This is a genomic window from Embleya sp. NPDC055664 (genome assembly GCF_053618075.1).
On record NZ_JBSHGZ010000039.1, the window covers coordinates 33,755 to 56,898 of the forward strand.

Genomic DNA, 23,144 nt, shown 5'->3' on the forward strand with positions numbered 1-23,144 from the left:
ACGGTTCACCCGCGTCTGCGGGCGGCGGCCAGGTCGGCCAAGCCCTCGCGCAGGGCCGGTTCGGACTCGGGGGGCGGCGATCGACGGCTCGCGTAGATCGTGTTCAGATACGCCGCGCCCAGGTCCGGGCAGATCACCCCGATCTCGCGCAGTTCCGGATCGCCTCGGGCGGCGACCACGGCGCCCAGGAGTGCGGCGCCGGAGGAGCCGCCCAGGGTCAGGCCGGTGGCGGCGCGTACGACCCGGCAGGCCGGCGCGGCGTATTCGTCGTCGACGCGCACGCATACGTCCCAATCGCCCGGGCGCAGGAACGACGAGCGTCGGCCGGAGCCGAAGCCGGGGATCTTGGCCGGTCGCGCGCCACGTTCCCCGCCGGTCGCCACCGAACCGACCGCGTCCACGCCGACGATCGTGGTGTTCGGGTGGGCGCGGCGAAAGTAGGCGGACAAGCCCGCCAGGGTGCCGCCGGTGGAGATCGCCGCGACCACCGCGTCCGGGCCGACGGCACCGACGCCCCGACCGATGCCCCGGGCGAGTTCGGGTCCGGTCCAGCGTTCGTGCACGTTCGGGTTGGCGGGGCTGCCGTACTGGTCGGTCCAGCGCATGCGCCGATCGGCGGCGAGGATCCGGCGCACCATGCGCAGCCGTTCGGCGACCGGGTTGCCGGCGGCCGTCGGCTCGACCAGGACCACGTCGGCGCCCGCGTCCGCCATCAGGGTGATGCTCCGGCGCGGGGTGTCGCGGTCCACCACGAGAGTGCACCGGTAGCCCCGGGCGCGGCAGATGCCGGCGAGCGCAACGCCCAGGTTGCCGGAGGTGGACTCGACGATCGATCCGCCCGGCTCCAGGCCGCCTTGGTGTTCCAGGTGCTCGATCAGGGCGTGCGCGGTACGGGCCTTGATCGATCCGTACGCGTTGGCCCCTTCGAGCTTGAGCCACAACCGGCGCCCGATGCCGCACACGGGCAGTACCAGTGGCACGAGCGGGGTGCCGCCGATCCCGAGTTCGCCCGCACCGGCGCTCGGCAGGGGGAACTCCGTCCCCAGGCAGGGTGGTCCGGTCGGTCCGCGATTCATCGGCTCCGCTCCCCCGCCCGTGCCCGGTAGTAGCCGAACCGGAGTTCGGCGGTGTGTCGACCCGCGTGGTCGCGCAACCACAGGTCGGCCGGCCCCGGCAACATCTCCGAGACCACGATCGGGCCGTGTGCCCGGTCGTAGTGGCGCGAGAACAGGTCGGCCAGCACCGGTACTTCGAAGTCCACGAAGATCGGCTTGGGTTCGCTGGCGAAGCGCACATACACCTGGTCGGGGAACCCGTACCGGTCGCGCAACCGGCGCATTCGGGTGCGGTTGGCCGGGTGCAGGCCGCTCCAGGATCGCGGCGCCGGTGCGGGGATCCGCCAGGTCTCCCGGTGCACGACGGTGCGGCCCACGGTCAGCCGGGGCAGGTGCGGGACGTCGTCGAGGGCGCGGAACATGTCCTCGGCACCGATCAGTCGGGCGCCGGTGAACGGCGTGAAGATCGACTCGACCTCGTCGCCCCAGGACGGCAGTGGCGGTCTGGTCAGCAGCACCCGACCCAACGTCGGGCACTCCAGGACGAGTTCGCCGTCGTCGAGGCGCACCCGCAGATCGGCGGCACGGCCGACTCGTCCCGGCGGACGGGGACTGGTGCCCAGGAACTCCACCTCGGGCAACACCTCGGCGCGGGCCAGCGTCTTGCGCCCGTGCGCCAGGACCGGATCGCAGATCCGCGCGTCGGTCAGCCCCTCGATCAGGCCGCCGATCTCGGCCTCGAATCCGGCCCGGTCCGGATGCAGTGCCGGCCACAGGCCCTGAAGCAACTGATCGTGCAGGCCGTGTACTTCGCCGACCACGACGGTGAACGCGTCGGCATTGATCGCCGCCTCGTCCGGCGCGGCCACGAACAGGTCGGCGCCCGCCACGCACCACGTGTCGAAGTCGACCTCTGCCGCGACCCGTTTCGCCCAGTCCATGTCGAGCCGCACCCGGGGTCGGTCGGCGTTGGCGCGCAGCCGGTCGGTGAGTGCCGAGGGTCCGTCCATCCGGGTCCGGTCGTCGATCTTGCGCAGCCGCTCGCCGAGCCCGGCCGCCTCGGCGGCGACCAACACCCGTTCCAGCGGCACGCTTTGCCCGCCGAACGTGTCGGCGAACCACTCGGTGATCTCGGCGACCAACCGTCGCCGTCGGGCCAGCGACAGTTCGAACAGCAGGTCCAGGAGCACCGGCGCCTCGTCGGTGAGATACCGGTGCAGCGGGCGGCCGAGGTCGAACCGCGGCCAGGGAAAACGCCCGTCCTCGACCAGGATCGACCGGTCGGCGTAGTGCCGACCCGCGTCCTTGTCCGCCGCGGCCCCGGTCACCTCGGTGAACGTGCGCCCGACGGCGGACAGTGCCTCGCGGCGCGCCGCCAGGGACGGCGCCTCGTGGAACCGGCGTCGGCGCAGCTCAAGTTCGGCCAGTACGCCGCGCCACCGCCGGCCCGCCGGGCCGGACAGGCGTGTGGCGAACTCGGTGAGCGGGCGCAGCGGATCGATCAGGCCGACCGGGACGGTCAGCCCGAAGCGCACCGAGCCGCGCCGGTCCAGCGCGCGCAGCAGATCGAGCGTGCCGTCGAGGTCCAGGCCCTCGGCGGCGGCCAGTTCGGCGGCGGTGCTCCGCCCGTCGCAGCGCGCGAACAACGCCCGCTCGGCCGGCGTCCGGGGCGGCTCGGCCCGTTCGTCCAGGGTGATCGGCCACCGGTCGTAGCGGACCGTGAACTGGCGCCCGTCCCGCTCGACCAGATTCGGCGGCACGCGCGGCGCAACCTCGGCGAGCACGTCGGGATCGGCACTCATCACGTCGGCGATCGCCTGTGCGGCCCAGTGGGTCCAGGCGGTCGCCAGGCGCACCGGGGCCGGCTCCCCGAGGTCGAGCCGGAACGGCTCGTCGGGGTGTACCCGGGCCCAGGCGACCGGGCCGAAGAAGCTGGTGCTCTCGTTCTTGGCGCACATGCGCTGGAGGTACATCGCGGCCAGCAACACCCGTCGCCGGTCGGCCGAGCGCAGCCGGCTCGGGTCCGGGTCGGTCCGCAGCCAGTGGTGCAGGCGTTCGTAGGCTCCCCGGCTGGAGAGCAGGACGGCCTCCAGGAAGCGCGGATCCGCGCAGGTGTGCAGCAGGCGGCGCACACACTCGGCGATCGGGTCCGCGTCGGCCGGCCCACCCGCGGCCTTCCCGCCCGCGTGCCGGTCGGCCGGGTCCGGGATGCGCAGGTCCTCCAGCAACTCGTAGGGAAACCCGGTGGATTTGACCAGGGCCCACCCGGACAGCCGCCAGGGCCCAGCGGTCGCCGGCGCGGTCGCGGGCACCGATCCCGCCTCCGACCTCCGCACCTCCGGGACGTCCGTCTCGTCGCCCATCCCTAGTCGTCCTCGTACAGGAAGGTCTTCCAAACGGTCATCATGTATGCCAGCGCACGTTTTTCGATCGTGGTCAACTCCGGGTGCCAGACGTCGAAGAGCAGCACCGCGCGGCCCGATTCGGCCTCGTTCCACACCTCGTGCTCGAACGAGTCGTCGAAGACGATGGCTCGGCCCTCGCTCCAGGTCCGGGTCTCGTCGGCGACCCGCATCCGCCCGCCGTCGGGCACCACCAGGGCCAGATGACACCGCACCCGGGCGTTGATGAAGCCGCAGTGCGGCGCGACATGGGTGCGCGGACCCATGATGGAGAAGTAGCACATGCCCGAATCGGCCACCCCGTCCGGCTCGGACAGCACCTTCATGGTGCGCGGGCAGCGGGCGATGTGCTCCGGGTAGGAGCGGCCGAGCAGGTGGAAGTAGTACGCGTTCCAGTCGCCCGCCTCGGCCAGGTTCCCGGAGTTGGGGTGTCGGACGGCGTCGGCGGGGATCAGCCCGCCGACCGCCTCGAACTCCTCTCGGATCGCGGCGTATCCGGCCTCCAGGTCGGCGATCCAGGGAAACTGCCTTCGGTCCCACCACGGTTGCGCGGTGAGGCCGGGAAGCAGGACTTCCGGGCGCTGCACCGCGTCCTCGTCGGCGGGCTCCCGCCAGGAACTGACCTCCAGGCCGTCCAGGATCCGGGTCAACCGGGACCGGTCCAGGTGCTGTTCGTCGATCCACCGGTCCAGGAACGGCCGACTGTCGTTGACCCACGCGGGCATCCCGCGCTCCTTCCTTCCGTGCCCACCAGGGGCGTTCGGGTGTGCTCAGGGCCGGCGCGACGGACGTTCCGGCCGGGGCGCGGCGAGGTCGGCGGCTCCCGGGTCGACGTCGGCATCGCCCGTGCGCGGCAGCCTGGTCGGGACGTCGAACCGGGCGCCGACCGCGATCAGGTCGGCCACGGTCGCGCGCGGCAGCGGGATCCCGGTCGCGCGGGCCTGTCGGCTGCGATGTTCCGGGGCGCCGGGGACGGTCGCGTGTGCCCCGGCCGCCTCGGCGTCGGCGATCAGCGCGGCGGTGTCCGCGATCATCGCCCGATACGGCTCCAGGCCGCCGAACGCCTCGGGGTCGATCGCGATCAGACAGACGCCGGCGATCTCGCCCCGGCCGGTGGAGTCGGGCGGGCGCTGCGAGCCGGCCAGGGTCGGCGTGCCGTCGCCGATCGCGGCCAGGCCGCCGAGCAGGGCCGCGCCGAGGGCCAGGCCGAAGCCCTTGTGCGCGGCCACCGGGCTGCCCAGCGGCAACAGCGCGCCGCCCGCCAGGTAGTCGGCCGGGTCCCGGCTGGGACGCCGTCCCGCGTCCACCACACACCCCTCGGGCAGGGCCTCGCCGCGCGCCGCGGCGGCGGTGATCTTGCCTTCGGCGAGCAGCGCCATCGACACGTCCACCACGACCGGGTGATCGGTGCCGGGCACGCCGAGTGCCCAGGGGTTGGCCGCGAGGAACCGCTCCGATCCGCCGGGGGGCGCCATCACACCGACCCCCGGGCCGGCCGCTCCCACGGTGAGCATCCCGACCAGACCGGCGTTCGCGAGCAGTTCGCAGTAGTGGCCGAGCCGGCCGATGTGGCCGCAGTGTCGGATGGCCACCACTCCGACGCCGTGTTCGATGGCCAGGGAGGCCACCAATTCGCAGGCCATCCGGGCCGAGTAGTGCCCGAACCCGCGGCGCGCGTCGAGCAGTACGCTCGCCCGGCGCCGGCGCAGCACGTGCGGCCGGGCGCCGGGTATCAGGTCGCCGCGCTCCGCCTCGGCGACGTATTGCGGCAGCCGCAACACGCCGTGCGAGTCGTGTCCGGCCAGGTTCGCGCCGACCAGGTGTTCCGCGACCTCGCCGGCCACCTGTCCGCCGGCGCCCATGCGGCGGCAGACCGAGTCGACGAACAGGGTCAACTCGGCGGGCGGTACCCGGATCGCGTCCGCGTCGGTCGACGCGGGACGGATCGGCGGCAGCGGCGGCGCGGCCGACGGTGCGGGGCCGGGCGCCCTCGGGTCAGTCCACATCGGACGTCCACATCCGCATCACGAACTCCATCGCCCGGCGCTCGACGTCGGTCAGATCGGGGTGCCAGGTGTCCACGAGCAACACCGCCCGGGGGCGGTCCGAGTCGTTGGCCACCTCGTGCTCGAACGAGTCGTCGAAGACCGAGCATCGGCCCTCCCGCCAGGACCGGGTCTCGGTGCCCACCCGCATGCGACAGTCCGGCGGCACGATCAGGCCGAGATGGCAGCGGATCCGGGTGTTCACGAAGCCGCAGTGCGGCTTGACCCGGGTTCGCGGCGCCAGCACCGAGAAGTAGCAGATCCCGGCGTCGGCCACGCCGGGCACCGCCGCCAACGCCTCCGCCGTGGCCGGGCATTGCGCCAGGTGTTCGGGGAAGGTGGTTCCCATGGTGTGGAAGTGGTATGCGTTCCAGCCGCCGGTCGCGGCCAGTTCCCGCTCCTCGGGGTGGCGGTCGATCCCGTCGCTCGCGAACTGCTTCTCGAACTCGTCGCGGATGCGCGGGTATCGGCTCTCCAACGCGTCGACCCACGGATACCGGTCGAGGTCGTGCCAGGGCGAGGCGGCCAGTCCGGGCACCAGGATCGCGGGGGATTGCAGGTGTCCGGCCCGGGATCGTACCGGGTCGTCGGGATCGAGACCTCGGTGGATTCGCTCCAACTCGGCCGGTTCGATGCCCTGTTCTGCGGCCCAGCCGGTCAGGGCCCGGGCGCTGTCCTGCGGCGTGGGCTCACGCATCGTGTTCGTCGCCTTCCGCTCAGCTCGCCGACGGGCGCGCGGCGGACTGCCGCGCCTCGGCCTCGGCCCGCCGGGCGAGCCGGTCACGCAGGCTCTTGGGACGCATGTCGGTCCACACCCGTTCGATGTGCGCGAGGCAGTCCTCCCGGGACCCCTCGACGTCGACGCCGTCCACCCGCACGATCCGCCAACCGACCGGCACATCGCGGCCGGCCGCCCAGATCGAGTACTGCTCCTCGTCGTTGATCACGACCGACCAACGGGTGTCCTCAACCGTCATGGTTGTTCTCCGCTCATCACGTTGTGTTGCGTTTCCGATGAAGTGGCGGCCGGTCGCACCGGTCGCGAGGGGGTGTCTCCGGGGGCGAGGATCGCCCGCGCCAACACGTCGGTCACGTCCACGACCGGGACGCGGCCCGCCCGGGTCGGGGCGATCACCGACAGTTCGGTACAGGCCAGCACGATGCAGTCCGGATCACCCGTCCGGCGCGGCAGCAGGCCCTCGATCCAGCGGGCGAACTCCCCGCGCAACGCCTCGACCGGGACGCCGCGCTTGACCCGCTCGATGAAGTCGTCGGTCTCCGCCTGCCGTGCCGCGTCCGGGTAGCGGGCGATCGTGTCGGGCGCCAGGTGCTGCTCGTACAGGCGCAGTTCGGCCGTCGCCTCGGTGGCCAGCAGCAGCGGCCGACGCAGCCGGCGGCGGCGCAGCGCGACACCGGTCTCGGCGAGCAGGTCGAAGACGGGTATGCCGACCGCGTCGCACAGCTCGGTCCGGTAGGCGTGTGTGGTCGCCGAGGGGATCGCGATCGCATCTGCCCCGGCACGCTCCAACTGCTCCACCGTGGCGAGTAGTTGCGGTAGCGGGCTCTCACCCCGTCCGAGCAGGTGCTCGATCCGGCTGGGCATCGGTTCGGAGACCAGGACCGCCGCGGGATAGTCGGCGTCGTCGCTCGCGCCGGACAGGCGCAGCAGACGTTCGTAGAAGTACACGGACGCGAGCGGGCCGACGCCGCCGACGATGCCGATACGTTTGATCAAGGCCGAGCCTCCTCGGGGAACGATGCCGATCCGGCGGGGCCGTCGGGACACAGCGCGGTGTCCACGCCGATGCGCAGCAGCCGGGCGAACTCGGGCACGTGTGGCGGGTTGGCCAGGTCGTGGTGGGTGCCCGGCACCGGCACCACGTGCAGCGCGGCGTGCGTACGCCGTCCCCAACTCGCGGGCACCACAGCGGGGTTGGTCAGCGTCGGGTGTCGCTCGCTCGCGGTGAACAGGTGCAGCGGGGCGCGAACCCGGGTGGTGGAGCGATGACCGTCGGCGGCGCGCCCGTTCGCGGTGAACACGTCGATCATCCGGCGCAGCGTGCCGGTGTCGGCGTAGCGGGACAGCCGGTCCTGCGCGGTGAGGTGTCCGGCCAGCAGGGTGAGCACCGCGTCGTCGTCGGCCCGGCTCAGGCCGGAGCGGGTCAGGCCCTGGGTAATGCCGAAGCGGGCCAGTTCGCCGGTGTTCGCGTACCACTCCTCGACCTCGTCCTCGCCGAACGCGCGGGCGTCGATCACCCCGACGAACGCGACCTCCTCGCCGGCGGCCTCCAGGAGCGCGGCCATCTCCACCACGACATTGCCGCCGAACGACCAACCCGCGAGCAGATACGGGCCGTTCGGAGCAACCTTGCGGATCTCCTCGACGTAGCGCCGCGCCATCTCACCCAGGTCGGTCAGCGGAGCGGTGTCGCTGCTGTACCCGATCGCCTCGATCCCGTAGACCGGGCGCCAGTCGCCGAGTTCGCGGACCAGGTGCACGTAGCAGCACACGTCGCCGGACTGCGGGTGCACCAGGAACAGCGGCGGTCCGGGCAGGTGTTCGTCGCCGAGCGGGACCACCAGGTCGGGCCCGTCGGGTGAGGGCTCGGCCAGGGCGGTCGCGGCGGCGGCCAACCGTTCGACGGTGGGGTTGCGGAAGAGGGTGTGCAGCGGCAGGTCCAGGCCGGTCCGGCGGCGGATCGTCTCGACCAGTTCGACCGCCTTGAGCGAATGGCCGCCGAGTTCGAAGAAGTCCTGGTGCACGCCGATCGGGGCCCGACCGAGCACCTCCTCCCATACGCCCAGGAGCCGCATCTCGACGCGGTTGCGCGGCGTCACCACCGCCTCGCCGGAATCCGGCTCGGGCGCCGGCGGGCGGGCTGCCAGGACCCGGCGGTCGAGTTTGCCGTGCGCGGTGGTGGGCAGCGCGTCGAGTGCGGTGTAGTGGCCGGGGCGCAGGTGCTCGGGCAGTACGTCGGCGATCGCCCGGCGCAGCGCGCGCAGGTCGGGCGGGCCGGCGGCGCCGACCACGTAGGCCACCAACTCGGCGCCGGCCGGCCCCCGGTGCGCCACCACGGCCGCCGCCCGTACCTCGGGCCGGGCCAGCAACGCGGCCTCCACCTCGCCGGGTTCCACCCGCACGCCGCGCACCTTGACCTGGTCGTCGCGGCGGCCGTGGAAGATCAGTCGGCCGTGGAAGTCGACCCGGGCCAGGTCCCCGGTGCGGTACCAGCGGCTGCCGGGCGGCCCGTACGGGTCCGGCACGAAGCGCTCGGCGGTGGCCGCGGGCGCGCCCGGGTAGCCGATCGAGACCCCCGGTCCGCCCAGGTACAGTTCGCCGATCGCGCCGGTGGGCAGCGGCCGACCGGCGGCGTCCAGGACCAGTGCCCGGGTGCCGGGCAGCGGCGCGCCGATCGGGATCGACCCGGCGTCGAGGTCGGCGTCGGTGATGCGCCGGAACGTGGACGTCATGGTGCACTCGGTGGGTCCGTACTGGTTGACCACCACGATCCCGGTGCCCAGTCGGCGCACCCGGCGCAACACCTCCGCGCTCGGCTCCTCGCCGCTGAGCAGAATCAGCCGCAACCGGCTCACGGCCGGCACCGCGTCGGCATCGCCGTCGGCGACCGCGGTCAACACCCCCAGCAGCGACGGCACCACGGACAGCAGCGCCGTCACCGCGCACCGGTCGATCGTGGCCAGGATCGCCCTCGGGTCGCGTGCGTGTTCGTCGGCCGGCAGCACCAAGCGGGCGCCGGCGGCGAGGGTGCCGAAGATGTCCCGGATCGCCGCGTCGAAGGAGACGGCGGCCACCTGGAGCACGGTGTCCTCGGCGCCGATCCCGAACTCGGCTGCGAGCAGGCGGAGATACCGGCTCGCCGCCGCGTGGGTGGTGGGCACCGCCTTGGGCAGGCCGGTGGAGCCGGAGGTGAAGGTCACGTAGGCGAGGTCCGCCGGGCCGGCGGGGGAATCCGGAGGGTTGTCGGCCTCGATGGTCGACGCGGACACCACCGCCGACCCGGCGAACCGGTCCGTCGCGTCGCCGGTCGGTGACGCCTCGTCGGTCAGCACCAGGGACGCACCCGCGTGGGACAGCAACAGCCGGATGCGCTCCGCGGGTTGGCTCGGGTCGAGCGGTACGGCGGCGGCGCCGGTCCGGAACACCGCGAGCAGGCCCACGACCAGCTCGATCGACCGGGGCAGCAACACGCCGACGAACACGCCGGGCCGGGCGCCGGCCGCCCGCAGCCGCCGGGCCAGGCCGTTGGCGCGCCGGTCCAACCCGGCGTAGGTGAGCACCTGTTCGCCGAACTCCAGGGCCGGGGACGTCGGTCGCTCGGCGGCGCGGGCGGCGACCAGGGTGTGCAGGCACACGTCCTCGGACCCGGTGGGCGCGTCGATCGGCGACAGGCGTTGTACGGCGGCCGGATCGAGCAGTTCGGGTCCCGCCGCCGGGCGGTCCGGGCGGGCGAGGGCCGCGGTGAGCACACGCCGGAAGGTGTCCGCGATGCCGTGCGCGGTCGTGGGGTCGTAGAGCGCCGTGGCGTAGGCCAGCGAACCGGTCAACGTGCCGTCGGGGCGTTCGGTGAGGGTCAGGCCGAGGTCGAACTTCGCGCTGTGGTGCGGGATCCGTACGGACTCGGTTCGCACCCCGGGCAGGTCGAGCGCATCGGCCTCGTCCCGGTCGAGTGCGAACATGATCTGGAACAGGGGGTGTCGGCTCAGTTCGCGCTCCGGCCGCAGCTCCTCCACCAACCGCTCGAACGGCAGGTCCTGATGCGCGGTCGCGTCCAGGACGGTGGTCCGCACCTCGCGCACCAGGTCCGCGAACGCACGCTCCTCCCCGGCGTGCGCCCGCAGTACCAGGGTGTTGACGAACGGGCCGATCACATTGGCCAGTTCGGGATACTGACGACCGCGACCCGCGGTCGGGGACCCGAGCACGACGTCCGTGCTCCCGGAGAGCCGGGCCGCGGTGACCGCGAACGCTGCGCACAGGATCACGAACGGCGTGGCCCCCAGCTCGTGCGCCACCTCGACCGTACGCCGCGCCACGGTCTCCGGCAGCTCGAAGTCGACCGAGGCGCCTTCCTCGTCGAACATCGCCGGTCGGCGTCGGTCGCCGGGGATCTCGGTGGCGGTCGCTCCGGCCAACTTCTCGCGCCAATAGGCAAGGTCGGCCTCGCCTCGAACGGTGTCGTCGCGCTCCCATGCGGCGAAGTCGGCATACTGCAACGGCGGTCGAGCAGGCTCGGGCGGCATCGATACCGATGCCGACGCCGACCCGGACCCGGACTCGGACCCGGACCGGGACCCGGACCCGGACCGGGACCCGGACCCGGACCCGGACCCGACGAGCGTCCGATACCCGGCACCGACCTCCGCCCAGAACAGCGGCAGCGACCAACCGTCGACGACCGCATGGTGCATGACCACCACCAACAGCTGGTCCTCGGCGCCGATCCGGATCGGCGTGGCCCGGAACAGCGGCCCGCGCGCCAGGTCGAACGGCTCGGCGCAGCGCCGCCGCGCCTCGGCGAGCGCCGTCGCTTCCGCCTCGCCCGGATCCGCCACGCCCGGGTCGTACACCTCGTCCCACGGCACCCACACCGGGTCGGTCACCTGTACGGGACCGTCGGGGCCGGCCACGAACCGCCCGCGCAGCACGTCGTGTCGGGCCAGGACGCCCTGGACGGCCCGGCGCAGCAGGGCCGGATCCACCCCGCCGCGCAGCCGCAGGACGGACGCCACGTTGTAGTCGGCCCGATCCGGGCGCAGCCGGTCCAGGAACCACAGTCGCCGCTGGAGGAACGACAGTGGCGCCGGGTCCGGTTCGGCGCGCCGCGGGATGCGCTCGACGGGCCGCCCCGGGTCGAGCGCGGCGGCGAACTCGCGCACCGTGGGCCGGTCGAACACCAGCCGCACGGGCGCCTCCACGGCCAACTCCGCGCGCAGCGCGGCGACCAGGCGCGCCGCACGCAGCGAGTGCCCGCCCAATGCGAAGAAGTCGTCGTGCGCACCGACCCGTTCCACGTCCAGGACCCACGCCCACACCGCGGCGATCCGCGACTCCCGGTCGCCGACAGGCGCGACGTACGCGGCGCTCGTCCGGGGTGAGGGCGGGTCGGGCAGCGCGCGGCGGTCGAGTTTGCCGTTGGGCGTCAGCGGCAGCGCGTCGAGTTCGACGATCAGGGGCGGCACCAGGTATTCCGGCAGGCTCTCCCGCAGCCACTCCCGGGCGAGCGCGCCGGGGTCCCGGTCGTCGTGCCCGGCGCGGCGCACCAGATAGCCGACGAGCACCCGGTCCAGCCCCTCGCCGTGCACCCGCACCGCCGCTCGGGTGATGTCGGGGTGGGCCAGCAGGCGGGCCTCGATCTCGCCGGGCTCGATGCGATGGCCCCGGATCTTGACCTGGTGGTCGGCCCGGCCGAGGAAGTCCAGCCGGCCGTCGGGGCGGTAGCGGACCAGGTCGCCGGTGCGATACATCCGGGCCCCCGCGCGACCGGCGCTCGCCGCGAAGGGGTCGGGCAGCAGCCGCTCGGCGGTCCGGCCGGGGTCGGCGGCGTAGCCGCGCGCCAGGCCGAGGCCGCCGATGTACAGCTCGCCGACCACGCCGATGGGCACGACGGCGAGGCGGTTGTCGAGTACGTACAGCGACGTGTTCAGCAGCGGGCGGCCGAGTGGTGGCGCGGCCGGGTCGGGGGTGCCCGGGCCGGGCGTGGCGGGGGTGTACTCCACGAGGTGTGCGGCGGACCAGATGGTGGTTTCGGTCGGGCCGTACACGTTCCACAGGCGCGCCACCCGTGCACGGATGCGCTCGGCGAGCGGTCCCGGCAGTGCCTCGCCGCCGCACAGTGCCCGGATCTCGCCGCCGGGCCAGCCCGCGTCCAGCAACATCGCCCAGCCGGCGGGGGTGGCCTGAACCACGGTCGCGCCGGCGTCGGTCAGCGCGGCACCGAGCCGACCGCCGTCCGCGAGCACCGCCTGCGGGAGCACCTGGACCCGGGCGCCGGCCGCGAGCGGGACGAGCAGTTCCAGCACCGCGATGTCGAACGAGACCGTGGTCAGCGCGCCGACCACGGACGATCCGTCCAGGGGCAGGCGTTCGATCATGTCCCGGGCGAGGTTGGCCACACCCCGATGGGTGACCATGACGCCCTTGGGCCGGCCGGTGGACCCGGAGGTGTGGATCAGGTAGGCCACCTGGTCCGGGTCGGGTGCGGCGGCGGTCGGGTGCGGGGCCTCCGCGTGGTCGGGGACGGTGTCGAGGTCGAGCACCGGCACCCCGAGGTCGGTCCAGGGCATGGTCCGCGCGGTCGTGGCGTGGGTGAGTACCAGTCGGGTCTCGCTGTCCGCGAGGAGGGCGCCGATGCGGGCCGTGGCGTGGCTCGGGTCGATCGGCAGATAGCTTCCGCCCGCGCGCAGGACTCCGAGCAACGCGATCACCAGGTCGACGGAGCGGTCGAGGCAGACCGCAACCACACCCTCGGGCAAAAGGTCCAGGGCTTCGAGCCGGGCGGCCAACCGGTCGGCTCGCTCGATCAGTTCGGCGTAGGTCACCGTACGTTCGCCGCAGCCGAGCGCGATCGCCTCGGGGGTGCGTAGGGCCTGCGCGGCGATCAGTTCGGGCAACGTGGCGCCGTCCCGGTCGCGGACCTCGCCGCGTCCCCAGTCGTGGACGAGGGCGGCCGACTCGGCCGGGTCGGCGAGCGGAAGCCGGGCGGGAGGCAGGTCCGGGTAGGCGGTGGCGGCGTGCAGAAGGCGGACGTATCCGGCGGCCAGGCGATGGATGGTCGCGGACTCGAAGAGGTCCGGGTCGAAGACGATCGACCCGGTGATCGGGGCTTCGGGGCCGCACTCGGTCAGGGTGAGCGCAAGGTCGAACTTCGAGGTGGTGACGGGCAGCGGTACCGGACGCAGGCGCGGGCTGGAGCACGTTTGCGCATCCGGCGCCGACTCGTGCTGGTGTGCGAACAGCACCTGGAACAGCGGGTTTCGGCTCAGGTCGCGGCGGGGCTGGAGGTGCTCGACCAGGTGCGCGAAGGGCAGGCGCTGGTGGGCGTACGCGCCGAGCGCGGTTTCGCGCACCCGGCCGATCAGGTCGACGAAGCTCGGCGAGTCGGACAGTTCGGTGCGCAGCACCACGGTGTTCACGAACGTGCCGAGCATCGCCTCGAGTTCGGGGCGGTCCCGACCGGCGACCGGGGTACCGACCGCGATGTCGGTCTGCCCGCCGAGCAGGGCGAGTTGTGCCTTGAAGCCGGCGAGCAGGGTCATGAACGGCGTCGCGCCGTGTCGGATGGACAACGCGCGCACCCGGTCGGCGGTCGCGGTGGGCAGGGTGAAACGCACCTCGGCACCGGCGCGCTCGCTCGCGGCGGGCCGGGGATGGTCGGTGGGCAGGGTGAGCTCGGGCAGCCCGGCCAGTCGTTCGGCCCAGTAGCGCAGGTCGGCGGCCTCGGTCTCGGCAGCTCGGGCACGCTGCCAGGCGGCGAAGTCGGCGTACTGCCGGGCCGGCGGGTCCATGGGCAGCGGCCGGCGAGCGCGGGCGGCGGCGTAGAGGCGTGCCAGTTCGTTCCAGGTCCGGGCCATGGCCGGCCCGTCGGTGGCGATGTGATGCACCGTCAGCAGCACCAGCGCGGAACGGTCGACGCAGCGCAGCACGACCGCACGCAGGGGCAGTTCGCCGGCCAGGTCGAACGGGCGGTCGGCGAGGCCGGCGACCCTTCGGGCGAGGCGGCGCAGGGCATCGGGGTCGGCCGGATCGCCGAGTTCGGTGCCGTCGACGGTCTCGATCGGCACCGGGTCCGCGGGCCGGAGCACGGGCCGGGGCAGACCGTCGACCTCGGTGAAGACGGTCCGCAATACCTCGTGCCGGGCGACCAGCGCGGTAAGTGCCCGGCCGAACGCGTCCGCGTCGAACTCGTCCCGGAACCACATGCATTGCGGCACGTTGTATTCCGGGGCCCGGCCCAGGATGCGGTCGACCAGCCAGACCCGTTCCTGCTCGAACGAGGCCACGATCGGAGCGTCGGCCGGACGCCGGGGCAACGATCCCGAGTACGTGTCCGAGGAATCGGGCCCGGGATCGGCCAGCCGCGCCCGGGCCGCGCGCAGTCGTTCCACCAGGCGCGGGTCACGCGCGCCGGTGCGCTCAGTCATCGCAGCCCCCGGCGGGCAAGTCGTCGTCGGTCGGTGCGCCGAGCAGTTCGGCCTCGATGGCGGCGGCGAGCCCGGCGATCGTCGGATGTTCGAAGAGCAGCACCAGTGGCAGTTCGGCGTCCAGGGCCCGGCGCAGTCGGGAGACGATCCGGGTGGCCAGAAGCGAATGACCCCCCAGGGCGAAGAAGTCGGCGTCGGCGTCGTCGGCGGCCAGGAATTGCGCCCAGACCTCGGCGACCAGGAGTTCCGCGTCGGTCTCGGGGGCGCGGATCGAGCCGGGTGTCGGGGCCGGTTGGGCGTCTCGTTCCGGTGCGGGCAGTCGTCTGCGGTCCACCTTGCCGTTCGGGCTCAGCGGCAGTGCGTCGAGCAGGGTCAGGCGGGTGGGCACCAGATACGGCGGCAGCCGTTCGCCCAGGTAGGCGCGTACGTGTTCGGGCTCGGGGCGGGTGCCGGCGGCGGCCACGAGGTAGGCGAGCAGGCGGTGGTCGCCGGGGGTGGGCTCCCACTTGGTGACCACGGCGTCGGCGACGTCCGGGTGCGCGACCAACATGGCCTCGATCTCCCCGAGTTCGACCCGGATGCCGCGAATCTTGACCTGGTGGTCGACCCGGCCCAGGAACAGCAGTTCGCCGTCCGGGCGGCGGATCGCCCGGTCGCCGGTCCGGTACAGCCGCTCCCCCGGGGTGTCCGGGTCGGGCACGAACGCCTCTGCGGTGCGCCGCGGGTCGTTCCAGTAGCCGCGCGCCAAACCCGTTCCGCCGACGTGCAGTTCCCCCTCGACGCCGACCGGCACCGGCCGCAGGTCGGCGTCCAGGACGTGTACCCGGTAGTTGTCCAGGGGCAGGCCGATCGGCACCGTGTCGGCTTTCGCGTCCTCGGGGCCGCAGACGTGGTGAGTGGCGTCGATGGACGCCTCGGTGGGCCCCCACTGGTTGTGCAACCGGGCACCCTGCGCGTCCAGATGTGTACGGAAGCGGGCCACCAGGTCCGGACGCAACGCCTCGCCGCTGGAGACCACAACCCGCAGCCGGTCGAGTCCCGCGGGCCCGACGGCGTCGAGTTCGTCGAGGAACAGGCCGAGCATGCTGGGGACGAACTGGAGGACCACGACCTCGTGTTCGACGGCCGCGCGCAGGATCGCCCGGGGGTCGCGGTGCAGGCCGGGTTCGAGCATGACCACGGTGCCGCCGACCAGCCATGGCCAGAACAGCTCCACCGCGGAGTCGTCGAAGCTGAGCACGGTCTTGTGCAACACCCGGTCGCCGACGGCCAGACCGTGGCGGCGGTGCATCCACCACATGCGGTTGACCCAGCCCCGGTGCGGGTTGGCCACACCCTTGGGCTTACCGGTCGAGCCGGAGGTGTAGTAGATCGAGACCAGGTCGTCGGGGTCGACCGGGACGTCGGGTGGGGTGTCGAATCGGCCGTCGGGCGGCATGTCCGACCGGGCGTCGGGTGCGGTCGAGTCGACCGTGATGGTACGGATCCCGGCGTCGGCCGGCAGCGCGTCGCCCGCCGAGGCGTCGACCACGCAGATGTCCGTGCCCGCCTCGGCGAGGAGTTGTCGGGCCCGGGCCGGGGGCAGGTCGGGGTCGAGGGGTAGGTAGGCGCCGCCGGCCTTGAGGATCCCGAGCAGCGCGACGGCCAGGTCCGAACCCCGGTCCAGGCGCAGGCCGACCGGGAGGCCGGGGCGGACCCCGTGTGCCACGAGCCGGTGCGCGAAGCGGGCGGCGCGGATGTCGAGTTCGGCGTAGTCGAGGCTCTCCCGCCCGGCGATCACGGCCGTGGCGTGCGGGGTGCGGCGGGCCTGCCGGGCGAACAGGTCGTGCAGGCAGTGGTCGAGGTCGTGGTCGAAAGCGGTGTCGTTCCATCGGGCGTACGGCTCGGCGCCGGACTCGGGGTCCTCCACAGCCGCATGCCGGGCATCGCCGGTCGTGGGGGACGTGAGGGCCTCGGACCGGTCGGGCGCGGGCCCGAGGGCGTCGGGCGCCCCGAGGCGGGCTTGCCGGCCGAGCCCGCCCACCGGCGCGTCCGGTCGCTCGACCAGCGCCGCGAGGAGCTGGACATAGTCGCGGGCCAGCCGTTCGATCGTGGCGGGGTCGAACAGGTCGGTGGCGTAGTAGACGCTGCCCAGATACGTGTCCCCTCGCTCGGCGACGGCGATCTCCAGGTCGAGTTTGGCGGCGCGGAACGGCACCGGGTGCGGTGCGACCGCGAGTTCCCCCCAGTCGGCGGCGGCGGGGTTGACGTCCGCCATCGAGAACATCAGCTGGAACAGCGGGTTGCGGCCGAGGTCGCGCTCCGGCCGCAGTTCGTCGACGAGTTGCTCGAACGGCAGGTCCTGGTGCGAGTAGGCGGTGGCCGCGTCGGCGCGGGTGCGGGCGATCAGGTCGGCGAAGCCCAGTGCGGGATCGAGATCGACCCGCAGGACCAAGGTGTTGACGAACAGTCCGATCAGTGTGTCCAGTTCGGGGTGCCCGCGTCCGGCGACGGGGGTGCCGACGGCGATGTCGCGGGCCCCGGTGCGCCGCGCGACGAGCACCTGGAAGGCGGTGAGCAGGGTGATGAACGGCGTGCTCTCGTGGGTCCGGCTCAGGTCGAGGAGTCGGCGGCGCAGGTCGGCGGGGATCTCGAAGTCGAATTGCTCGCCCCGGCCGGACATGACCGGCGGGCGCGGGCGGTCACCGGGCAGTTCCACCGAGGTCAGTCCGGCCAGGTGGGTGCGCCAGTAGTCGGCCTGCGCCCGGCGGGCCGGGTCCGCCGCCGCGCCGCTCTCCCAGGCCGCGTAGTCGGCGTAGCGCAGTGCCGGCGGGTCCGGTTCGTACCGCGCGCCCAGTCGGTATCGGTCGGCCAGTTCGCGGCACAACACCTCGCTGGACCAGCCGTCGGTCGCGATGTGGTGTACAACCAGGAAGAGGATGTGGTCGTCGTCGGCCAACCGAACCAGCAGCGTGCGCACCGGAGGTGCGGCGGCGAGGTCGAACGGTCGGCCGAGGTCGTCGGCGATCGCCGCGTCGGCGGCGGGCAGCGCCTCCTCGATCGGCAGCGCGCGCAGGTCGACTTCACGCGGCTCGATCGGCACGGCCGGTTCGACGAGTTGGTGTGCCTCGTCGTCGCGGAGCACATAGCGGGTGCGGAGGATGTCGTGCCGGGTGACCAGCCCGGTGAGCGCGGTACGCAACCGATCCGGGTCCAGCGGGCCGGTCAGGCGCAATGCGACGGGCAGGTTGTAGTCCGGTCGGTTCGGCCAGAGTTGGTCGAGGAACCACAACCGGCGCTGGGCGAAGGACAGCGGCACGAGGTCGTCGGCGGTGGTGGTGCGCGGGATGGTGTGCGCGTCGGGGTCGCGGTCGTGATCGGGCCCGGTGAGCCGGAGCCGTGCCTCGGTGGGCAGGCCGGCCAGGAACGCGGCGGGCGTCGGGTGGCGGAAGACGTTCTTGACCGGCACCTCGATCGTGTGATCCGCGCGCAGCCGACCGACCAGGCGGATCGCCGCCAGGGAGTTTCCGCCGAGTTCGAAGAAGCTGTCGTCGAGGCGCACTTCGGGCACGTCGAGGGTGCGGGCGTACAGCGCGCACAGGGCCCGTTCCTCGGCGGTGCGCGGGGGGCGGGAGGGGTCGGCGAGGTCGAGGGCGGGCAGCGCCGTCGCGTCGACGGTGCCGGCCGGGGTGCGCGGGAGTGCGGGCAGCGGGACCAGGGCGGTCGGCACCAGGTGCGTGGGCAGCCGATCGGCCAGGAACGCCCTGAGCACGTCGCCGAGTTCCCCGTGGCCGGGGGCCGGCACCACGTAGCCGACCAGGATCTCGCCGAGGCGCTCGTCGTCGCGGCGCACCACCACGGCCTCGGCCACCCCGGTGTGTTCGGTCAGCGCCGCCTCGATCTCGGCGGGCTCGATCCGCCGTCCGCCCAGGCGCAGTTGCCGGTCGCGCCGGCCAACGTGGTCGGCGCTGCCGTCGGCTCGGCGGTGGAAGAGGTCGCCGGTGCGGTACATCCGCGACCCGGGTGGGCCGTACGGGTCGGGCACGAAGCGCTCGGCGGTGAGCGCGGGTCGGCCCAGGTAGCCGGAGGCGATCCCGGGTGCGGCCAGGCACAGTTCGCCGATCATGCCGATGCCGACGAGGGTGCCGGTCTCGTCCACGAGCCGGGCTCGGGGGCCGCCGGCGGCCGGTGGGGCCGGGGAATCCGGTGCACGCACGGTGTCCACGCCGCCACCGCGCAGCAGCCGGACCCACGGCGAATACGGGCCGGCCTCGTCGGTGGGTCCGGAGGAACGCAGGATCGACTCGCCGGGGTGATCCGGGGCGGTGAGCAGGTCGCGGTGGCTCGTACACACGCCCACGAGGGCGCCGGTGGGGTCGCTCGTGTAGGCGATGCAGGCGATCTGGTCGGGGTCGATCTCGACGGGCGCCGAGCCGGTGGCTGCCGCCGTCCCGGCGCGGATCGTGTCGGCCACCGGCAGGACGCGGGTTTTGGGGCCGACCAGGGTGCGGACCCGTGCCGCCCGCTCGGGGCGGTCGACCAGTACGGTCCCGGCGCCGCTGTCGGCGAGGATCGTGGCCAGGCGCCGGTCGGGCAGGGTCGGGTCGAGCGGCACGTAGATCCCGCCGGCCTCGATCACGCCGACGGTCGCGGTCACCGCGTCGACGCCGGGATCCAGGAGCAGGGCGACGGGCGCGTCGACGTCGGTCAGTCCGTCCGCGAGGGCCCGGGCGCGCCGGGCCAACTCGCGGTACTTCAGGGCGCCTTCGCCGACGGCCGGCGCTTCGGGGTCCGCCGCGACCCGGGCGTGGAAGGCGGCCACCAGGGTGTCGTGTTCCGAGTGGGCGGCCGGCGCGATCGGGCGCAGGTCCGCGAGTTCGGCGTCGTCGAGGATGGTGAGCGCGCCGAGCGGGCGGTGCGGGTGGGCGACGGCCTCGCGCAGGAGGCGGACCAGTCGGTCGGCCATGCGCCGGACGGTGTCCCGGTCGAACAGGTCGGTGGCGTACTCCACGGTGGCGTCGATCCGAGCCGGGCGGCCCGTCTCGGTGCGGTGCGGGAAGAGGTGGAACGCGAGGTCGAACTTGGCGGATCGGGTGTTGGCCAGGGTCCACGGGTCGGCCAGACCGGGCAGTCCGGTGATCGCGTCGGGGGTGTTCAGCAGGCCGAGCGAGACCTGGAAGATCGGGTGTCGGGACAGGCTGCGGACCGGGTTCAGTTTCTCCACGAGCAGGTCGAACGGGACGTCCTGGTGCACGTAGGCGGGCAGCCAGGACCGGTCCACTCTGGCGAGGAGTTCGGCGAAGGTGGGGTCGCCGGAGGTGTCCGTGCGCAGCACCACGGTGTTGACGAAGAAGCCGATCAGGTCGTCGAGGACGGCGTCGGCGCGGCCCGCGATGGGGCTGCCCACCACGATGTCCTCGCCCGCGCCGAGTCGGGTGAGCAGGCCGGCCAGGCCGGTGTGCAGCGCGACGAACAGCGTGGTGTGCGCGGAGCGGGCCAGGTCGTCCAGGGCCGTGCACAGGTCGGCGGGCAGTTCGAAGGCGTGCACGTCGCCCGCGTGGCCGGCCACGATCGGGCGCGGACGATCGGTGGGCAGTGTGAGTCCGGCCGGGGCGTCGGCCAACCGCGCCGTCCAGTAGGCGAGTTGTCTGCCCAGCGGGCTGTCCGGGTCGTTCTCGTCGCCCAGTTGTTCGCGCTGCCACGCGGCGTAGTCGCGGTATTGCAGTGGCAGCGGCGCCGTGTCGGGCCGGGTACCGCGCTTTCGGGCGGCGTAGGCCCGGCCCAGGTCGCGGGTGAGCGTGGTGAGCGACCAGCCATCGGCGCTGATGTGGTGGACCACCACGAGCAGCAGGCTCTCGTGCGGGGTTCGGATCAGCTCGGCCCGGATCGGCAGCCGGGTGGTCAGGTCGAACGGCGCCCGGGCGGCGCGGGTGATCTCGGTGTCCACGGCGTCGGCCGCACAGTCGGTGACGGGGATCCGCACCTCGAACTCGTCGATGTCGAGGATGTGTTGGCGCGGCGCGTCGTCGTGTACGGGGAAGACGGTGCGCAGACTCTCGTGACGTTCGATCACATCGCGCAGCGCGGCCCGCAGGGCTTCGAGGTCGGGCTCGGTGTGCAGGCGGAACAGCAGCGGGATGTGGTAGTCCGGGTTGGCGCTGCCCTCCAGGCGGTTGACCAGCCACAACCGCCGCTGGGCGAAGGACAGCGGGATGACGTCGGGGCGTGGTCGGGGGGTCGGCGGCGGGCGTTCGGCGGTCCGGGCCCGGGCCGCCGCGTCCAGGCGGAGGGCGAGTGCGGCCGGGGTCGGCGCCTCGAACACGTCGACCACCCGCAGGAGTCCGGCTCCGGCGGCGGCGATCCGGGCGACCGCGCGGGTGGCCAGCAGCGAGTGGCCGCCGAGCTCGATGAAGTTGTCGTCGATGCCGACCCGGTCGAGGCCGAGCAGGTCGGCGAACACCTCGCACAGCAGTTCCTCGACGGCCGAACGCGGCGCGCGGCCGTCGACGGCGTACGTCGGGGCGGGTAGCGCGGCCGAGTCCACCTTCCCGTTGGGCGTCAGCGGCAGGGCGTCCAGGACCACACAGTCGGTCGGCACCATGTAGGCGGGCAGGGTCGTAGCCAACTCCCCCACCACCCATCGTCCCCAACCCGGTTCGCCGGGGCGGGGGTTCGCGTCGCCGGTCGAAGCGTCCCGGCGTGGGACCAGGTAGGCGACGATCGTCTTGTCGCCGTGTGCGTCCGGCAGGGCCAGCACGGCGGCGCCCGCGACGTCGGGGCGCAGGACGAGGCGGCTCTCGATCTCGCCGAGTTCGATGCGGAAGCCGCGTACCTTGACCTGGCGGTCACGGCGGCCGACGAATTCGAGCAGGCCGTCCGGCCGCCGGCGCACGATGTCGCCGGTGCGGTACATCCGCGCGCCGCCGCCGGCGAAGGGGTCGGGTACGAACCGGTCGGCGGTGATCCCGGGGCGGCCCCGGTATCCGCGCGCGACGCCCCGCCCGCCCAGGCACAGCTCGCCGTCCGCGCCGGTCTCGACCGGGTCCAGCCGCTCGTCCAGGACGTAGGTGCGCACGCCCGCCATCGCCGAGCCGATCGGCACGGGGGCGCCCACCGGCTCGGTCGGCACATGGAACGCGGCGAAAATGGTGCCCTCGGTGGGCCCGTACACGTTGACCACGGTGCCGGCGCCGCCCGCCCGCAACGCCCGCGAGACGGCGAGCGGGGAGGCCGCCTCACCGCCCATCCACACCTGGCCGATGCCCGCGAAGACCGCCGGATCCTGCTCGACCATCACGTTGAACAGGGAGGTCGTGACGAAGGCGCAGGTGACGCCCTCCTCCTTGATCAGCCGCGCGACCACGCCGGCGTCCACCTCGCCGGGCGGGGCCACCACCACCCGGCCGCCGCGAAGCAGCGGCATCCAGATCTCGAACACCGACGCGTCGAACGCCAGCGGCGAATACTGGAGCACCCGCCGATCCAGGCCGTCCGACCAGCACGGATCGGCCGCGAACGCGACGAGGTCGCGGTGTTCGATCTCGACGCCCTTGGGCACGCCGGTGGAGCCGGAGGTGTGGATCACGTACGCGAGCCGGCGTGGCGATCGAGGGCGCGGGGGCGCCCCCGCCACGGATCCGGGCGGCGCGACGGGTGCGGTCGCCGCGGGCGCCGGCGGCGCCACGGCGTCCGCGAAGCACACCACGTCGACCCACTCGGCGCAGAACTCGCGGACACGCGCGGCTCGTTCGACGGTGTCCACCAGGACCAGGCCGATACCGCACTCGTCCAGGATCAGCCGCGACCGGGCCGCCGGCGAGCGGATGTCCAGCGGTACATAGGGGCGTCCCGCCTTGACCGTGCCGACCATGGCGGCGACGACGTCGACGCCCCGGTCCATGAACACGCCGACCGGCGCCTCGTCGGCCAGTTCCGGCCCGCACACCTCGCAGTCGTCGACCAGGTGGGTGTCCGCTCCGCGAGCCTCCAGGAACCGGCGTACTGCGTCGGAGGATTCGTCGAGTTCGCGGTAGTCGACTGCCCGCTCCGCGCAGGTGATCGCGGTCGCGTCCGGGTGTTCGGCGACGCGCGCCGCGAACACCCCCACCAGGTCGTCCGGTTCCCGCGACGCGTGATCGTCCGGTTCCCGCGAGGCGTGCGACAACGCAGTTCTCCCATCGCCGATCCGGGCCCGGGACGGGGTGCCCGGGGCCGACTTGCGCATACGCGTGTGCTCGGTGGATTCAGGGGGTTGGATGGGTTCCGGGGTCTGGTCACCCGTCCGGCCCGCACCGGCGATGACGCATGCGGACCACCATCGACCGGCGGCCGGGAGGGCGAAAGTGTTGCCCTGTTGCCCGTTCGAGGAAACACCTCCCCACGTGCGACGGCACGCCGAATCACGGCTCCCACGAGGGCTTTCGCCGGGCCGCGGGCGGGCACGACGGGCCGCCCGGTGAGGCGCTGTTTCCTGGTTTGGGCAACAGGGCAACACTTTCGCC

At 73.4% G+C, this 23,144-nt stretch carries 9 protein-coding genes; all 9 read right to left on the minus strand.

Annotated elements, in window-relative coordinates:
- Nucleotides 1-5: 5 nt before the first annotated feature.
- Genes ACWGR4_RS39835 through ACWGR4_RS39875 form a run of 9 tightly spaced genes read right to left on the minus strand, consistent with a single transcriptional unit; the run spans nucleotide 6 to nucleotide 22,807 of the window.
- Entirely contained in the window at nucleotides 6-1,076 is a 1,071-nt protein-coding gene (locus ACWGR4_RS39835) for a pyridoxal-phosphate dependent enzyme (RefSeq protein WP_452129872.1), read from the minus strand.
- Entirely contained in the window at nucleotides 1,073-3,418 is a 2,346-nt protein-coding gene (locus tag ACWGR4_RS39840; RefSeq protein WP_452129871.1) for a lantibiotic dehydratase, read from the minus strand. The genes ACWGR4_RS39835 and ACWGR4_RS39840 overlap by 4 nt, the downstream gene beginning before the upstream one ends.
- A 2-nt stretch (nucleotides 3,419-3,420) precedes the next feature.
- The gene (locus ACWGR4_RS39845) at nucleotides 3,421-4,182 is read right to left on the minus strand and encodes an aspartyl/asparaginyl beta-hydroxylase domain-containing protein (protein WP_380006972.1); all 762 of its coding nucleotides are present in this window, start codon (nucleotides 4,180-4,182) and stop codon (nucleotides 3,421-3,423) included.
- Nucleotides 4,183-4,227: 45 nt separating this feature from the next.
- Nucleotides 4,228-5,463 carry an Ldh family oxidoreductase gene (locus ACWGR4_RS39850; RefSeq protein WP_380006975.1) on the minus strand — a complete coding sequence of 412 codons (1,236 nt, stop codon included), beginning with the start codon at nucleotides 5,461-5,463 and terminating at the stop codon, nucleotides 4,228-4,230.
- The gene (locus tag ACWGR4_RS39855) at nucleotides 5,453-6,199 is read right to left on the minus strand and encodes an aspartyl/asparaginyl beta-hydroxylase domain-containing protein (RefSeq protein WP_452129870.1); all 747 of its coding nucleotides are present in this window, start codon (nucleotides 6,197-6,199) and stop codon (nucleotides 5,453-5,455) included. Before ACWGR4_RS39855 ends, ACWGR4_RS39850 begins: the two co-directional genes overlap by 11 nt.
- A gap of 19 nt (nucleotides 6,200-6,218) precedes the next feature.
- Nucleotides 6,219-6,479, minus strand: coding sequence for an MbtH family protein (locus tag ACWGR4_RS39860; RefSeq protein ID WP_126642037.1), 261 nt, complete (start codon nucleotides 6,477-6,479; stop codon nucleotides 6,219-6,221).
- Nucleotides 6,476-7,237, minus strand: a complete 762-nt coding sequence (locus tag ACWGR4_RS39865; protein ID WP_452129869.1) for an aspartate/glutamate racemase family protein — start codon at nucleotides 7,235-7,237, stop codon at nucleotides 6,476-6,478. The genes ACWGR4_RS39860 and ACWGR4_RS39865 overlap by 4 nt, the downstream gene beginning before the upstream one ends.
- Nucleotides 7,234-14,664, minus strand: coding sequence for an amino acid adenylation domain-containing protein (locus ACWGR4_RS39870; protein WP_452129868.1), 7,431 nt, complete (start codon nucleotides 14,662-14,664; stop codon nucleotides 7,234-7,236). The genes ACWGR4_RS39865 and ACWGR4_RS39870 overlap by 4 nt, the downstream gene beginning before the upstream one ends.
- Nucleotides 14,657-22,807 (minus strand): amino acid adenylation domain-containing protein, encoded by an 8,151-nt coding sequence (locus ACWGR4_RS39875; RefSeq protein ID WP_452129867.1) that lies wholly within the window; start codon nucleotides 22,805-22,807, stop codon nucleotides 14,657-14,659. Before ACWGR4_RS39875 ends, ACWGR4_RS39870 begins: the two co-directional genes overlap by 8 nt.
- Nucleotides 22,808-23,144 lie beyond the last annotated feature (337 nt).

What these genes read in the sequence shown, in the direction of transcription:
- ACWGR4_RS39855 (WP_452129870.1), bottom strand. Translation starts at nt 6,199, where the DNA reads ATGCGTGAGCCCACGCCGCAGGACAGCGCCCGGGCCCTGACCGGCTGG.
- ACWGR4_RS39835 (WP_452129872.1), bottom strand. Translation starts at nt 1,076, where the DNA reads ATGAATCGCGGACCGACCGGACCACCCTGCCTGGGGACGGAGTTCCCC.
- ACWGR4_RS39870 (WP_452129868.1), bottom strand. Translation starts at nt 14,664, where the DNA reads ATGACTGAGCGCACCGGCGCGCGTGACCCGCGCCTGGTGGAACGACTG.
- ACWGR4_RS39860 (WP_126642037.1), bottom strand. Translation starts at nt 6,479, where the DNA reads ATGACGGTTGAGGACACCCGTTGGTCGGTCGTGATCAACGACGAGGAG.
- ACWGR4_RS39850 (WP_380006975.1), bottom strand. Translation starts at nt 5,463, where the DNA reads ATGTGGACTGACCCGAGGGCGCCCGGCCCCGCACCGTCGGCCGCGCCG.
- ACWGR4_RS39840 (WP_452129871.1), bottom strand. Translation starts at nt 3,418, where the DNA reads ATGGGCGACGAGACGGACGTCCCGGAGGTGCGGAGGTCGGAGGCGGGA.
- ACWGR4_RS39845 (WP_380006972.1), bottom strand. Translation starts at nt 4,182, where the DNA reads ATGCCCGCGTGGGTCAACGACAGTCGGCCGTTCCTGGACCGGTGGATC.